Consider the following 13,829-nt stretch of genomic DNA (forward strand, 5'->3'; position numbering starts at 1 on the left):
ATTTCGATGTCTTCGATACAGATCGTTCCGCGTGGAAGATTGTCCAACATGTTGCCCTCACTATGCATCGGCCCGGCAACAAAAAATCACCAAAGACCCAAGATTGGCAACTTTATTACTTCGCAACTGCAGAAAATCAAGCGTTTTCTGCCTAGCGCAGACGACCGATCGTGTAGGTTGGGTTGATATTTTCCTTGGAAATATAATCGCTTAAAGCATTCGGATCCGGCTGGTGCGACGTTTTTGTTTCCGATGCGGCCAGACCGCCGCTGATGAACAGGGAATCAATTCCCTCTCCCATGCCGCCGGCTATGTCGGTATGCGGACCGTCGCCGATGGCCAGAATCTCGTCATCCGGCACGTCCGTTCCCAGCGCATGCAGGCGACGCCGGGCCAGATCATAAATGGGCGGGTGTGGTTTGCCGAAATACAGGCTCTCGCCGCCCATTTCGGAATAAAGCTTGGCCAGCGCACCGGCGCACCATTCCCGAACTTCGCCCCGATCGACCACGATATCGGGATTGGCGCACAACAACTTCAGGCCTTTCTGCTTGGCATACAGGAAGTCCGGGCGGTTCACGGCCGGGTCGGCCATCGGGTCGAACGGGCCACAGCAGACGATCCCCTCGGCCTGGTCCAGCGGCACGCGTTCGATGTGGATCGGATGTTCCAGGATTTTCAGCGGCTCGAAGAAGCCGGCGTCGCGCTCCCACTCACCCATGAAATAGACTTTCTCGCCCACGGCCCCGCGGAACATGGCGGACCGGGCCGAGTCACCACTGGTCGCGATGGTGTCGTAGCAGTCCGCGGGGACGTTGAACTGTTTTAACTGCTCTGCAACCCCGGCACGCGGCTTCGGAGAGTTCGTCACCAACACCACTTTGCCGCCCCGGTCGCGATAGGCCTTCAACGCGGCAACAGCTTCGGGGTAGGCGGTGATGCCGTTGTGGACGCAGCCCCAAAGATCCACGAACAGCGCCTTGTAACGGTCGGAAATCTGGTCAAGCGCGGAGATGATCTGGGTCATGCGGGCCTCGGGCTGTTGAAACGGCGTTGCGCCACCTATGGCAAAGCTGGCCCCGCTTGACCAGAGGTAGCCGGGTGCTGGCCATCATTCCTCGTCGCTCAACTTTTCGACATCCGGGGCCTGTTGCACGGTTTCGGTGCCAAGAATGACCTGCGCGCCGATGCGGGTCTGGTACCGGATGACGGCGAGATAGCCGGGGCCAAGTTCATCCTGCAGAACGTCCACCAGTGACGTTTCCCGTAGGCTCTCGGGCAACAGCCCGGCAACGGACGAGACCTTGAATTGCGCCTCGGGCGGCAGATCTACGATCACCCAGACCTCGGCCCGTTTGCGCTTGGCATTCACGTCGATGCGGATGATCTCGACCGATACCGGGTCCGCCCAGTCGCGGATCGCCTGCGCAACCTCGGCCTCGGTACGGGTTTCCAGGTAACGGTTGTAGGTCGATTTTCCCAACTGGACCACGACGAGGGCCAGGAACGCCATGGTTATGACCACACCGGCAGTAAAGTTGAGCTTGCGCCGGCCCTTGCCGAATGCAACCGACCTTGCGGCATAGACGATATAGACCGCGCAGGCCGACAGAACGATCGCGCCAAGGTTGGTCGCGAACAAAAGACCCGCCTCGTAGGCGTCGGCGGGTTCCCCGAAATACAGCAGGATCCCGGACGCGGATAATGGCGGAACCAGAGACACGCCGATGGCGGCGCCGGGCAGCAGGCTCAGTTCGGCCTTGTTGATCTGAACGTATGCGCCGGCCACGCCGGCCGCGAGCGCCACGATCAGATCTTCGGTGCCCGGGTCGGTGCGGGCCAAGACCTGATCGGGGATCAGGATGCCGCGCGGGACATCGGCAAGATAAACCAGGATCCAGGCCATCATAACGCACAGAACCGCCGCAATGCAGACCGTCAGGGTCAGAACGAAAGCGCGTTTCAGCCAGCCCATGACCATCGCGGCCGCAATGCCCAGAATGGGTGTCATCAGCGGCGCGACCAGCATCGCGGCAATGACCACGGCGCCAGAGTTGCGCAGCAGTCCCATGGTTGCGATCATCACCGAAAGGGTCAGCAGCATGGCAAAGCGCCGCCAATAGGCAAGCCTGTCGCCGCCTTCGAACAGCAGAATGCTGCGTGTCGTGCTGTATTTCCGTGTGACCACCGTGTCCTGATCCACCCTGTCCCTGCGTCTAGCCTAGCAACGATTTGCCATCCGGCAAACCTTTCGACGCGCAAACAAAAAAGGCGCCCGGTGAGGGCGCCTTTCGCTGAACTGTGAGCGGGATCAGACCTTGAGGTTCGGAATGATCTGCTTCTTGCGGCTCATGATGCCCGGCAGAACAACCGTGTCGCCGGACACCGAAGCGCCAAAGCTTTTCTCGGCAACCGATTTGACCAGGTCGTTCGGCACCAACAGGGTGGCCTCTTCGTTTAGGATGTCGACGACGAACAGCAGCACCTGGTCCACACTGTCTTCCTTGGCCACCTCGACCATCGACTGGGCCAAGCTATCCTTGCGGTCAAGCACCACGCCCGGCGCGGTGGTTTCCAGAACGGACACGCGGAACTTGGTACCGTCGACCTCGTATTCCTTGCTGTCCATGCGGATCAGTTCGGCGTCCGAGAAAGACGATACGTCCGATTTCGCGGCGAACATGTCGGCAGCATAGGCCGAAACATCCAGCCCCAGCTCGGCGGCCAGCTTCTCGGCTACTTCGCGGTCATGCGCGGTGGTCGTGGGCGAGCGGAACTCCAGCGTGTCCGACAGGATGCAGGTCAGGGCCGCGCCCTTGACAGCCTCGGGCATCTTGGCGGCGTCGTCGCCCATCAGGTCGATCATGATGGTCGCCGTGCAGGCCAGCGGGCGCACGGTGATGTCGATCGGGCCTTTGGTCTCCAGCCCGCCGACCAGCTTGTGGTGGTCGATGATGGCGCGGATGTCGGCGTTGTTGATATTGGCCGGCAATTCGGCCGGGTTGTTTGTGTCAACGATGACGACGGGCGCATCGGTCTCGACATCCTCGATGATGCGCGGCTTGGGCAGGTCCCAGCGCTGCAGCATGAAGGCAGCTTCGGTGTTGGGTTCGCCCAGCAGGACGGCCTCGGCCTTTTCGCCTTTGACTTCGTTCAGATACCAGGCCCACAGGATCGGCGATCCGGTCGAGTCGGTGTCGGGAGATTTGTGGCCAAATACTTGGGTGGTCATGTCTGTTTCCTGCACATAAGGAGTTTGCGCGCCTTATAGGGTGGTCCATTGGCGTTGTCACCCGGCAGAAACAAGGCTGCGACGGTTGGTCTGACAGAAGCGCTGACCGCTCAGAACTGTGCGCGGGTCAGTTGATATCCGGCGCGTTCCAGCTGTTGCAATAGACCATGGTCTCCACCCAGATGACCGGCACCAACCGCGATCACCGCCGTCTGGTTTTCTATGGCCAGGATCGTTTCCATCCAGTTGTCGTTGCGTTGAACCAGAAGCTGGTCCTCGAATGCGGCCCATTCCTGTGCAAACACGTCAGGCGCCAGGCCCGAAGCCTCGCGCCCATATATCTTTGCGAATTGCAGGATTTCTGCGTGCTTCTCCTCGAAATATGCGGTGGCCATCGTCACCATGTGGTCATCGCCGGCGTCAAAGGCATCGACCATGCGCACCAAAGACTGCACCTGCTCTTCAAGCGTGTGGCTGTCGAAGATCGCGATCAGGTCGTCGATCTGTTCCAGAGAGTATTGCGGTTTGCCGTCAGCTTCGGCCAGTTCGGTCAGGCGCGCATCCATTCCCCGGTCTGCATCTGGCACCTGGAGCATGCAGGGTGGCATACCCAGCATCATCGACAGGAACCAAGGGCGCAGTTTCGCGGCCATCCAACCGGGAATGCCGCGTGCCGAAAGCGCCTTGGAAATCACGGCCCAGTCCTCTTCGCTCATCAGATCGATCAGAGTTGGTCCCGAGTTGATCAGAACCGGGCTGAAATCCTTGGCCAGGTCTTGTTCGAAAGCGGACATGTCGGATTGGGTGATCTCGAAGTAAAACGCGTCGGCTTCGCTCAATGTCGGCGCCAACCGGTCGACCACCGGGCCCATTCGCGGATCGTTGACGTGCAATGTGCCAATCAGATGCAAAACAGTGTTGTCCTTCTGTGCAATCCAGTGATTGCCTTCAGGATATGCCATCTGACTGGTGGCCGCGTTCAACTCGGCCCGGGCCTCAGGCGTCATGTCTTGCCGCAAATCGCGCCCGTCACAGGCGGCATTGGCCACAATTGGATGCAGAGCAGCAAGCAGGGCAAAAAGAAACACGCGCATAAAGACCATTCCGATTGTGGCTGAAAGAACCTGGGAACAGATAGCCACGCCCGCCTACCGCGCGCAAGCCGTGTATCCGTATGGCGTTTCTCGGAAAAAACCATAGCATGGCGTCATGAACCGCGAACAGGATCTCTATCCTCCGATCAAGGCGCTATTGCAGCGGCAAGGGTACTCCGTGAAAGGAGAGGTGGGCGCCGCCGACATCGTGGCCGTCAAGCCCGGTTGTGATCCAGTGATCGTTGAATTGAAGCTGAGATTTTCGCTGGCCTTGTTCCATCAGGCCGTGACCCGGTTGAAGGTATCGGATCAGGTCTATGTGGCCGTCTGCAAGCCCACCGGCCGGTCGGCGCGCCGGGCGCTGCGGGACAACCTGTCCCTGTGTCGTCGGTTGGGGCTGGGTTTGATCACCGTTCGTGCGGATGGGCGGGTCGAAGTCCATTGTGACCCTGGACACTATGCGCCGCGAAAGAACAAGGCCAAAGCTGCGCGACTGTTGCGCGAGTTCGAGCGGCTGGAAGGGGACCCGAACTCAGGTGGGGCAACCCGGCACGGAATCGTAACTGCCTATCGGCAGGATGCCCTGAAATGTGCCGCGCATCTGGCCGAACACGGGGCGACCAAAGGTGCTGAGGTCGCCAGTGCCACCGGCGTTGCGGCCGCGACGCGCCTCATGCGCGAAAACCATTATGGCTGGTTCGAAAAGGTGGCAAAGGGCGTCTATGAACTGTCGCCTTCCGGGTCCGAAGGTCTGAAGCATTGGGCTTACAGCTGGGAAGACCCGACCTGACCAGGCCGGCCTCAGGCTGCGCGCGAAAAAATTCATCACCGATTGTTGACTCGCCGGAAATCACCCCCTAGCTATGCGTCGTTAGCACTCGACCAAGCTGAGTGCTAACGCCCCGCAAGACCGCGGGGGGAGGAAAACAACCTTTGAGCCCAAGGAGCTGCAAAGATGGCATTGAAACCGCTTCATGACCGCGTGCTGGTTCGCCGTACCGAAAGCGAAGAGAAAACCGCAGGCGGCCTGATCATTCCCGACAGCGCAAAAGAAAAGCCCAGCGAAGGCGAAGTCGTTGCAACCGGCGAAGGCGCGCGGAAAGACAGCGGCGAACTGATCGCGATGGCTGTGAAGCCCGGCGACAAGATCCTGTTCGGCAAATGGTCCGGCACCGAGGTCCACGTCGACGGCGAAGAGCTGCTGATGATGAAAGAAAGCGACATCATGGGGATCATCGAGTAACGCGCACGCGCTTGCTCTGATCGTCATTTCAAACACATTTCTCGAGGAGAAAAAGACATGTCTGCAAAGGACGTCAAGTTCGACACCGATGCCCGCAACCGCATGCTGAAGGGTGTGAACATCCTGGCGGATGCTGTGAAGGTGACCCTCGGCCCCAAAGGCCGCAACGTGGTTCTGGACAAATCCTTCGGCGCGCCGCGCATCACCAAAGACGGTGTTTCGGTCGCCAAGGAAATCGAACTGGAAGACAAGTTCGAGAACATGGGCGCGCAAATGGTGAAAGAAGTCGCCAGCCGCACCAATGACGAAGCCGGTGACGGCACCACCACCGCGACCGTTCTGGCTCAGGCCATCGTCAAGGAAGGCCTCAAGCAGGTTGCTGCCGGCCTGAACCCGATGGACCTGAAGCGCGGCATCGACATGGCAACCGCCAAAGTCGTCGAAGAAATCAAGAACGCTGCCCGCGAAGTCAAAGACAGCGACGAAGTCGCGCAGGTTGGTACCATCTCGGCTAACGGCGAAGCTGAAATCGGCCGCCAGATCGCAGACGCGATGCAGAAGGTCGGCAACGAAGGCGTCATCACCGTCGAAGAGAACAAAGGTCTGGAAACCGAGACCGACGTCGTCGAAGGTATGCAGTTCGACCGTGGCTACCTGTCGCCCTACTTCGTCACCAACGCTGACAAGATGGTCGCCGAGCTGGAAGACTGCATGATCCTGCTGCACGAGAAAAAACTCTCGTCGCTGCAGCCGATGGTTCCGCTGCTCGAGCAGGTGATCCAGTCGCAGAAACCGCTGCTGATCATCGCCGAGGACGTTGAAGGCGAAGCGCTGGCAACTCTGGTTGTCAACAAGCTGCGCGGTGGTCTGAAGATCGCTGCCGTCAAGGCTCCGGGCTTCGGCGATCGCCGCAAGGCAATGCTGCAGGACATCGCAATCCTGACCGGCGGTCAGGTCATCAGCGAAGACCTGGGCATGAAGCTGGAAAACGTCACCATGGACATGCTTGGCACCGCCAAGAAAGTGTCGATCACCAAGGACGAAACCACCATCGTCGACGGTGCTGGCGAGAAGGCCGAGATCGAAGCACGCGTTGCCCAGATCCGTACCCAGATCGAAGAAACCACCAGCGACTACGACCGTGAGAAGCTGCAAGAGCGCGTTGCCAAACTGGCAGGCGGTGTTGCCGTTATCCGCGTCGGTGGCATGACCGAAGTTGAAGTGAAGGAGCGCAAGGACCGTGTGGACGACGCTCTGAACGCAACGCGCGCCGCCGTTCAGGAAGGTGTCGTCGTGGGTGGCGGTGTTGCCCTGGTTCAGGCCGGCAAGGCCCTGGCCGATCTGAAAGGTGTCAACGCCGATCAGGACGCAGGCATCAACATCGTTCGCAAGGCCATCGAAGCGCCGCTGCGTCAGATTGCTGAAAACGCAGGTGTCGACGGCGCCGTCGTTGCCGGCAAGGTGCGCGAGTCCTCGGACACCGCCTTCGGCTTCAACGCTCAGACCGAAGAATATGGCGACATGTTCAAGTTCGGCGTGATCGACCCGGCCAAAGTGGTGCGTACCGCTCTGGAAGACGCAGCCTCGGTTGCAGGTCTGCTGATCACCACCGAAGCCATGGTTGCCGACAAGCCCGCCAAGGAAGGTGCAGGCGCCGGTGCTGGTATGCCCGACATGGGCGGCATGGGCGGCATGATGTAAGACTGTCCGGGTTCGCGTCAGCGAATTCAGACAACCCGCAAGGGAGAGTCTTACCGAAAATTTCAGCGGGGTCGCCTTCGGGCGGCCCCGTTTTGGATTATTTCAGTAGTCCGCGGGGTTTCGGCCGGCGCTGCTTGCAATTCTGGGGATCGCCGCAGCCGGTCACGCGGAAGCGCAGGAAAGCGGGTGTCCATTGTGTGCAGACACGATATTGGTTGGGCATGCAGCTGTTTCTTCTGACCGCCCTGACGATGTGCGCCTTTGCGGCCAATTCCATCCTGAACCGCTTGGCCGTGGAGAGCGGAGCCAGCGACCCGGCGAGTTTTGCCGTTGTTCGTGTGCTCTGTGGTGCGCTGGTCCTTTGCACATTGGTCGTGTCGCGGGGTGGCACCCTGCGGGTGTTCGACAGGCGCCGAGTGATCGGAGCAGGGTCCTTGTCGCTGTACATGGTCGGGTTCTCGGTGGCCTATCTGTCACTTGATGCGGGGTTGGGCGCCTTGATCCTGTTTGCGGTGGTCCAGATTTCGATGTTTCTGGCCGGCACCCTGACCGGGGCGATCCCGACTTTTCGACAGGTGGCCGGGGCCGCAATTGCAACGGCCGGATTGGCGTGGGTTCTGTGGCCAAGCGCCGAGGCACGTGTAGACCCGACCGGAGCAGCCTTGATGGCCGCCGCAGGGGTCGGGTGGGCTGCGTATTCGATTGCTGGTCGGTCCGAGCCCGATGCGCTGGCGGGAACGGCCTCGAACTTTGTGGTGGCCCTGCCGGTGACCGCTGGCATTTTGATCGCCGCCGCTCCGGCGTGGAACTTGACCTGGGCGGGTTTGGGACTGGCGGCCGTATCTGGCGGCGTAACCTCGGGGTTGGGGTACGCCCTGTGGTATCGCCTGCTACCCCAGTTGGCGCCTGCGGTTGCAGCCGTAGTGCAGCTGAGCGTCCCGGTGATTGCGATCATTGCAGGTGTGGCGCTGCTCGGCGAGCAACTGAGCCTGCGGCTGATGGCAGGGGCAGGGTTGGTTGTGGGCGGTATTGCATTGGCAGTTATGCGCGTGAGGCGGCGCTAGGTCTTTCCTCTCTGAAGATTAGCGATTATCTGGCAGCCATGCGGATCCTGTTTTTCATATTGCTTTTCCTGATGCCGATCGCCGCGCAGGCAAAATGCGTTGTCCTGCTGCATGGGCTTGCCCGGACCGAAGCATCGTTTTCGGTCATGGAGCAGTTGTTCAAGGTGCACGGGTACACCGTTGTGCGGCCGGGTTATCGCTCGACGGATCTTCCGATTCCGGAACTGGCCGACCGGACCATACCCGAGGCGTTTGCGGCGTGCGGAGATGACACCGTCAACGTTGTCGCGCATTCGATGGGGGGTATCCTGTTGCGCTACTGGCTGCAGGATCACCATCCGCAGAATCTGGGCCGCGTCGTCATGCTTGGCCCGCCCAACCAAGGCAGCCAATTGGTCGATGAACTGGGCGATTGGGAAGTGTTCGGTCTGTTGAACGGCCCCGCCGGTCTGCAGCTGGGTACAGGTCCCGAAGGTATTCCGCGTCGCCTGCCGCCGGTCGACTTCGAGCTGGGGGTGATTGCAGGCGAGAACTCCTTGAATCCGGTCTTTTCGTCGCTGGTTGATGGACCGGATGACGGCAAGGTCGCTGTCGAAGAAACCAAAGTCCAGGGCATGACCGACCACATCGTGCTGCCGGTGACGCATACGTTCATGATGAACAACCCGCAGGTCATGGCGCAGGCTTTGCACTTCATCGAGTTCGGTGAGTTCGATCCCAACATAACCTGGCTGGACGGTGTGATGGACATCATTGATGAGATCTGCATCGGAGAGGACTGCGCCGAACCCGCCTCGGAACCCACGCGATGACCGCATTGGAACTGACCTTTTCCGGGGCGCAGGTTCTGCACCCTGATCGCGGACTTGTCGGTAACGATCTCTCAATCGCGGACGGCTTGATCCAGGAGGGCAGCGGTGCGCCGGTCGTTGATCTGAGCGGCTATCTGATCCTGCCGGGCATCATCGACCTGCACGGGGACGGGTTCGAGCGTCACATCGCCCCGCGCCGGGGGGCCATGAAGCAGATGGACGAGGGCATCCGCGCCGCCGAGGCCGAACTGGCAGCCAATGGCATCACCACCGCCGTGCTGGCGCAGTTCTACAGCTGGGAGGGCGGCGTACGCGGCCCAGAGTTCGCCGCCGACGTGTTCCGCGCGATCGCGGCGGTGAAGGGCAGCGTGGTCACCGACCTGATCCCGCAGTTGCGGTTCGAAACCCACCTGCTGGATGACTATGCCGACCTGCCGGGGCGCATCGCCGACTGGCAGGTGCCCTATGTCGTGTTCAACGATCATCTGCCCCATGACCGTCTGGCGCAGGGGCGTACCCCGCCGCGTTTGACCGGGCAGGCGCTCAAGGCTGGTCGCAGCCCCGAGGCGCATCTGAAGATGCTGCAGGACATGCACGCCCGCACCTCCGAGGTGCCAACTGCGCTTGATGCGCTGTGCGCGGCGTTGGCCCAACAAGGCGTGCGTCTGGGCAGCCATGATGACGCCACGGCAGAGGCCCGTTGCCACTGCCGCGCGCGCGGCGTGCATATCGCCGAATTTCCCGAAACGCTCGAAGCGGCCGAGGCGGCCAAGGCCGCGGGCGATCACGTCATTCTGGGCTCGCCCAACGTGGTGCGGGGCGGATCGCACAAGGGCAACGTCAGCGCGCTGGACCTGATCGCCATGGGGCTGTGCGATGCGCTGGCGTCGGATTACCACTATCCCAGCCCGCGCAGGGCGGCGCTGATGTTGATGAAATCGGGGCTGATGGATCTGGCGGGCGCGTGGGCGCTGGTGTCGTCGGGGCCCGCGCGGGTGCTTGGCCTCGGGGACCGCGGGTCGCTGCAACCCGGCAAACGCGCCGATCTGGTCGTTCTGGATGCGGAAACGCAGCGCGTGGCGGCCACCATCGCCGGCGGCCGGGTCAGTTTCCTGTCGGGGGATGTCGCCGGGCGGTTCGTCGCCGCGGCGCGCTAGCGTTTGATCCGGTTGAAATGGCCCATTTTGCGGCCCGGCTTGACCTCGGCCTTGCCATACAGGTGCAGGGCCACGTCGCGCTGTTGCGCAAGCTCGGGCACGCGGTCCATGTCGTCGCCGATCAGGTTCTCCATCACAACATCCGCGTGACGCTGCCCGTCGCCCAGAGGCCAGCCGGCCACGGCGCGGATATGCTGTTCGAACTGATCGACCGCACAGCCGTTTTGCGTCCAGTGGCCCGAGTTGTGAACGCGCGGCGCGATCTCGTTCACGATCAGGCCCTGCGGCGTCACGAACAGTTCGACCCCCATGACGCCGACATAGTCCAGCGCGTTCAGGATATTCGCGGCCAGCAGCACCGCGTCGGTCCGCAGGGCAGGGGACAGGCGCGCGGGCACCGTGGTCGTGTGCAGGATGCCGTCGCGGTGCACGTTTTCGCCGGGGTCGAAGCAGGCCACCTGGCCGTCCAGCCCGCGGGCGGCAATGATCGACACCTCGTGGCTGAAATTGACGAAGCCTTCCAGGATCGCGGGCGCGCCCTGCATGTCGGCCAGTGCGGACCGGGCGTCCTCGGGCGACTTCAGCCGCGCCTGCCCCTTGCCGTCATAGCCGAAGCGGCGGGTCTTGAGGATGGCCGGCGTGCCGATCCGTTCGATGGTGGCCTGCAGGCTGTCCAGGTCGGTCACATCGGCAAAGGGTGCGGTGTTCAGCCCCAGGCCTTGCAGGAATGTCTTTTCGGTCAGCCGGTCCTGACTGACCCGCAGCGCCTCGCGTCCGGGGCGGATGGGACGGTGCGATTCCAGAACGTCCAGCGCCTCGGTCGGGATGTTTTCGAACTCGTAGGTGATGACATCGACCGATTGCGCAAAAGCGGCAAGCGCCTCGGCATCTTCATAAGGTGCGGTGGTCACGCGATGCGCCATCTGGCCCGCCGGCGGGTTGGCGCCCGGCTCGAAGATATGGGTCACGAAGCCCAGCCGCGCCGCGGCCATCGACAGCATCCGCCCCAGCTGGCCGCCGCCCAGAATTCCGATCACCGCGCCGGGCTGCAAGGGGCTACTCATCGCGGGGCTCCTCGGGGATCGAGTCCGACAGCGCCGCACGCCAGGCGTCCAGCCGGTCGGCCAGGGCTGCGTCCTGCAGGGCCAGAATACCGGCGGCCATCAGGCCGGCATTGGCGCCGCCGGCCGAACCGATCGCCATGGTCGCAACCGGGAAACCCTTGGGCATCTGCACGATGGAATAGAGCGAGTCGACACCGGACAGCGCCCGCGTCTGTACCGGAACGCCGATCACCGGTACCCGCGTCTTGGATGCCATCATCCCCGGCAGATGTGCGGCACCGCCGGCGCCGGCGATGATCACCTGCAACCCGCGCTGCACGGCGGTCTTGCCGTACTCCCACAAACGATCCGGCGTGCGGTGGGCCGAGACGATCTTGGTCTCGTAGGCCACGCCCAGATCGTCCAGTATCTCTGCAGCGCCTTTCATGGTGGGCCAGTCCGACTGGCTGCCCATGATGATTCCGACCTTGATCTCGCTCATCCGCCCTGTTCCCCGCCTGCGTTAGGAAGCGCGCACTATAGTGAAATCCGCTTGCGTGGCAATGCGGTTGACCGCGCCGGATCAAGCGATGATGTCAGGGGTCAGGCGATCCTCGATCAGCCGGATGATATCCTTCAGGCGCAGCTTCTGTTTCTTCAGCCGCTTCACCGTCAGCTGATCGGCAGTGCCGGTCGCCTCGAGCGCCTTGATCGCCTCGTCCAAGTCGCGGTGTTGTTGGCGGAACACCTCCAGTTCTACGCGCAGAACCTCGTCGGTTTTCATCGAAATGTCGGTGGGCGCGTTCATGGGCGACTCATGTGTGGCTGGTGGTGCGTGTTACACAAGATAGTGCGTTCAAGTGAATCCGCCTAGACCTTGTGGAGACACACGTTTCACCCCATATTGTCTTGTGCGCAGCTGCCGTTACGGGGCCGCGCATCACGTCGCTTTTACAAAGAAGGACGAGGAAACGTGTCAAAACTTACTCTTGGCTCATACCCGCATCTTCTGGGGTTCGAGCAGCTGGAACGCCTTCTGGAACGGTCTGCAAAGGCCGGAAACGAAGGGTATCCGCCCTACAACATCGAACAGACGTCGGATCATTCCTACCGCATTACCTTGGCCGTAGCCGGGTTTGCCGAGGACGACCTGTCGATCACCATCGAAGATCGGCAACTGGTGATCCGGGGTCGTCAGCGCGACGACAGCGAGGGGCGCGTGTTCCTGCACCGCGGCATCGCGGCCCGTCAGTTCCAGCGCATGTTCGTGCTGGCCGACGGTGTCGAGGTCGGCGAGGCCATTATGGAAAATGGCCTTCTGCATATCGACCTGACCCGCGCCGTGCCCGAAACCGTTGTGCAGACGATCAACATAAGGAAGGGGTAAGCCATGAATACACCGTATGAAATCAACACCGAAGGCAATCGGATCGTCTATGTGAAGGCTGTGAACGTGGCCAACCTGCCGCACGAGGTGCGCACGCAGGTGGGTGATCTGGATCATCTTTATGCCGTTCACGATTCAGATGGGCAGCAACTGGCGCTTGTCGCCGATCGAAAGCTGGCCTTCGTACTGGCGCGGCAGCATGACCTGTCTCCGGTGGCCGTGCACTGACACGGCCACAGACCGATTCAACGTGACAAGCGGCGCGTGAGGCGTCAAACATGCCACCCGCGGGTTTGCATTCCCGGCACTTTCTGACTGCAGGCACGAGAGGGCGCATGAGCTGGTTCGATTTCGATTGGGTGGATGCTTTCAGCGACACGGCATTCGGCGGAAATGGCTGTGCAGTCGTGCATGGTGGCGCGCATTTGCCGGAAACGGTCTGCACGGCGTTTGTCCGCGAGACGTCTTTGGTAGAATGCACGTTTACCGGCCCATCGGATGTGGCGGATTTTCGAGTGCGGTATTTCCTGGCCAGCCGTGAAATTCCCTTTGCCGGACACCCGACCATTGCGACCGTGGCTGCCATGCGCTCCCGAGGAATGATATCTGCTGACGCACTGACGCTGGAAACCGGAGCAGGGATCGTGTCGATCGAGCTGCATGGCGACCAGATCGAGATGACCCAGATCGCGCCCGAATTCGGCACGCGGGTGCCGGAAGACCTTGTTGCAGCTGCGATCGGCCTACCTGCAAGTGCGATCATTTCGCCGCCGCAGATGGTTTCGACCGGGCTGCCGTTCTGCACTACAGTTCTGCGGGATCACGCAGCCTTGCGCGCGGCACAACTGAATGTGGATGCGCTGCAACGGGTGGCGGAAACTGCCGGATATGCCGGGTCCGACATGGCCGAACCCTTTCTGGTGACCCTGCAGGGGGCCACGGCTCAAGGGGATACGTTCTCGCGTCTGTTGCTGGCGCCGCCCAGCCCGCCCGAAGATCCGTTCACCGGCTCCGCCACCGGCGCAATGGCGGCTTACCTGTGGAAATACGGGCTGATGCCGAAAGACAGCTTTATCGCCGAACAGGGCCACGACAT

The 13,829-nt window shown here is 61.6% G+C and carries 16 protein-coding genes; 9 read left to right on the forward strand and 7 right to left on the reverse strand.

Annotated elements, in window-relative coordinates; all coding sequences use genetic code 11:
- Positions 1-151 precede the first annotated feature (151 nt).
- From AC2FM5_RS16910 to AC2FM5_RS16925, 4 genes are all read right to left on the reverse strand, one after another.
- Positions 152-1,027: a TIGR01459 family HAD-type hydrolase gene (locus AC2FM5_RS16910; protein WP_170357129.1), complete on the reverse strand. Its 876-nt coding sequence runs from the start codon at positions 1,025-1,027 to the stop codon at positions 152-154.
- Between the two features lie 84 nt (positions 1,028-1,111).
- The gene (locus AC2FM5_RS16915; protein ID WP_170357130.1) at positions 1,112-2,203 is read right to left on the reverse strand and encodes a DUF389 domain-containing protein; all 1,092 of its coding nucleotides are present in this window, start codon (positions 2,201-2,203) and stop codon (positions 1,112-1,114) included.
- A gap of 108 nt (positions 2,204-2,311) precedes the next feature.
- Entirely contained in the window at positions 2,312-3,232 is a 921-nt protein-coding gene (locus AC2FM5_RS16920; RefSeq protein WP_170357131.1) for a manganese-dependent inorganic pyrophosphatase, read from the reverse strand.
- Between the two features lie 110 nt (positions 3,233-3,342).
- A complete protein-coding gene (locus AC2FM5_RS16925; RefSeq protein WP_496736983.1) occupies positions 3,343-4,326 on the reverse strand; it encodes a TraB/GumN family protein in 984 nt (327 codons plus the stop codon).
- A 115-nt stretch (positions 4,327-4,441) separates the two neighbouring features.
- Between AC2FM5_RS16925 and AC2FM5_RS16930 the strand changes: the two genes are divergently transcribed.
- The 6 genes from AC2FM5_RS16930 (at position 4,442) to AC2FM5_RS16955 (ending at position 10,303) form a co-directional block, all read left to right on the forward strand.
- Positions 4,442-5,116, forward strand: coding sequence for a DUF2161 domain-containing phosphodiesterase (locus tag AC2FM5_RS16930; protein WP_170441639.1), 675 nt, complete (start codon positions 4,442-4,444; stop codon positions 5,114-5,116).
- A gap of 165 nt (positions 5,117-5,281) precedes the next feature.
- On the forward strand, positions 5,282-5,569 hold the full coding sequence (gene groES / locus AC2FM5_RS16935; RefSeq protein ID WP_093964650.1) for a co-chaperone GroES: 288 nt from the start codon (positions 5,282-5,284) through the stop codon (positions 5,567-5,569).
- Between the two features lie 57 nt (positions 5,570-5,626).
- Positions 5,627-7,270, forward strand: a complete 1,644-nt coding sequence (groL, locus tag AC2FM5_RS16940) for a chaperonin GroEL (RefSeq protein WP_170339978.1) — start codon at positions 5,627-5,629, stop codon at positions 7,268-7,270.
- A 221-nt stretch (positions 7,271-7,491) separates the two neighbouring features.
- Complete coding sequence (locus AC2FM5_RS16945) at positions 7,492-8,334, forward strand: DMT family transporter (RefSeq protein WP_496736986.1); 843 nt, start codon at positions 7,492-7,494, stop codon at positions 8,332-8,334.
- A gap of 38 nt (positions 8,335-8,372) precedes the next feature.
- Positions 8,373-9,146, forward strand: a complete 774-nt coding sequence (locus AC2FM5_RS16950) for an alpha/beta fold hydrolase (protein ID WP_170340560.1) — start codon at positions 8,373-8,375, stop codon at positions 9,144-9,146.
- Positions 9,143-10,303 (forward strand): alpha-D-ribose 1-methylphosphonate 5-triphosphate diphosphatase, encoded by a 1,161-nt coding sequence (locus AC2FM5_RS16955; RefSeq protein WP_170390895.1) that lies wholly within the window; start codon positions 9,143-9,145, stop codon positions 10,301-10,303. Before AC2FM5_RS16950 ends, AC2FM5_RS16955 begins: the two co-directional genes overlap by 4 nt.
- Here AC2FM5_RS16955 and AC2FM5_RS16960 read toward each other — a convergent pair.
- The 3 genes from AC2FM5_RS16960 to AC2FM5_RS16970 all read right to left on the reverse strand — a co-directional run bounded on the left by AC2FM5_RS16960 (position 10,300) and on the right by AC2FM5_RS16970 (position 12,154).
- Positions 10,300-11,367: a 5-(carboxyamino)imidazole ribonucleotide synthase gene (locus AC2FM5_RS16960; protein ID WP_496736989.1), complete on the reverse strand. Its 1,068-nt coding sequence runs from the start codon at positions 11,365-11,367 to the stop codon at positions 10,300-10,302. The two genes, AC2FM5_RS16955 and AC2FM5_RS16960, sit on opposite strands and share 4 nt — an antisense overlap.
- Positions 11,360-11,848 carry a 5-(carboxyamino)imidazole ribonucleotide mutase gene (gene purE / locus AC2FM5_RS16965; protein WP_496736991.1) on the reverse strand — a complete coding sequence of 163 codons (489 nt, stop codon included), beginning with the start codon at positions 11,846-11,848 and terminating at the stop codon, positions 11,360-11,362. The genes AC2FM5_RS16960 and purE overlap by 8 nt, the downstream gene beginning before the upstream one ends.
- Before the next feature lie 81 nt (positions 11,849-11,929).
- Complete coding sequence (locus AC2FM5_RS16970; RefSeq protein ID WP_005981552.1) at positions 11,930-12,154, reverse strand: YdcH family protein; 225 nt, start codon at positions 12,152-12,154, stop codon at positions 11,930-11,932.
- A 165-nt stretch (positions 12,155-12,319) separates the two neighbouring features.
- Here AC2FM5_RS16970 and AC2FM5_RS16975 point away from each other — a divergent pair, with 165 nt between their 5' ends.
- The 3 genes from AC2FM5_RS16975 to AC2FM5_RS16985 all read left to right on the forward strand — a co-directional run.
- On the forward strand, positions 12,320-12,733 hold the full coding sequence (locus AC2FM5_RS16975; protein WP_093964658.1) for an Hsp20 family protein: 414 nt from the start codon (positions 12,320-12,322) through the stop codon (positions 12,731-12,733).
- Positions 12,734-12,736: 3 nt separating this feature from the next.
- Positions 12,737-12,961, forward strand: a complete 225-nt coding sequence (locus AC2FM5_RS16980) for a DUF1150 family protein (RefSeq protein ID WP_093964659.1) — start codon at positions 12,737-12,739, stop codon at positions 12,959-12,961.
- A gap of 107 nt (positions 12,962-13,068) precedes the next feature.
- A partial coding sequence (locus tag AC2FM5_RS16985) for a PhzF family phenazine biosynthesis protein (RefSeq protein WP_496736993.1) occupies positions 13,069-13,829 on the forward strand: 761 nt, incomplete at its 3' end.

It is taken from the genome of Ruegeria sp. BHSA162, from assembly GCF_059613385.1.

Excerpts from the sequence above, each read along its gene's own strand:
- AC2FM5_RS16955 (WP_170390895.1), top strand. The coding sequence starts at position 9,143 with ATGACCGCATTGGAACTGACCTTTTCCGGGGCGCAGGTTCTGCACCCT.
- AC2FM5_RS16950 (WP_170340560.1), top strand. The coding sequence starts at position 8,373 with ATGCGGATCCTGTTTTTCATATTGCTTTTCCTGATGCCGATCGCCGCG.
- AC2FM5_RS16910 (WP_170357129.1), bottom strand. The coding sequence starts at position 1,027 with ATGACCCAGATCATCTCCGCGCTTGACCAGATTTCCGACCGTTACAAG.
- AC2FM5_RS16970 (WP_005981552.1), bottom strand. The coding sequence starts at position 12,154 with ATGAACGCGCCCACCGACATTTCGATGAAAACCGACGAGGTTCTGCGC.
- AC2FM5_RS16945 (WP_496736986.1), top strand. The coding sequence starts at position 7,492 with ATGCAGCTGTTTCTTCTGACCGCCCTGACGATGTGCGCCTTTGCGGCC.
- AC2FM5_RS16930 (WP_170441639.1), top strand. The coding sequence starts at position 4,442 with ATGAACCGCGAACAGGATCTCTATCCTCCGATCAAGGCGCTATTGCAG.
- AC2FM5_RS16960 (WP_496736989.1), bottom strand. The coding sequence starts at position 11,367 with ATGAGTAGCCCCTTGCAGCCCGGCGCGGTGATCGGAATTCTGGGCGGC.
- purE (WP_496736991.1), bottom strand. The coding sequence starts at position 11,848 with ATGAGCGAGATCAAGGTCGGAATCATCATGGGCAGCCAGTCGGACTGG.
- AC2FM5_RS16920 (WP_170357131.1), bottom strand. The coding sequence starts at position 3,232 with ATGACCACCCAAGTATTTGGCCACAAATCTCCCGACACCGACTCGACC.
- AC2FM5_RS16925 (WP_496736983.1), bottom strand. The coding sequence starts at position 4,326 with ATGCGCGTGTTTCTTTTTGCCCTGCTTGCTGCTCTGCATCCAATTGTG.
- groL (WP_170339978.1), top strand. The coding sequence starts at position 5,627 with ATGTCTGCAAAGGACGTCAAGTTCGACACCGATGCCCGCAACCGCATG.
- AC2FM5_RS16980 (WP_093964659.1), top strand. The coding sequence starts at position 12,737 with ATGAATACACCGTATGAAATCAACACCGAAGGCAATCGGATCGTCTAT.
- groES (WP_093964650.1), top strand. The coding sequence starts at position 5,282 with ATGGCATTGAAACCGCTTCATGACCGCGTGCTGGTTCGCCGTACCGAA.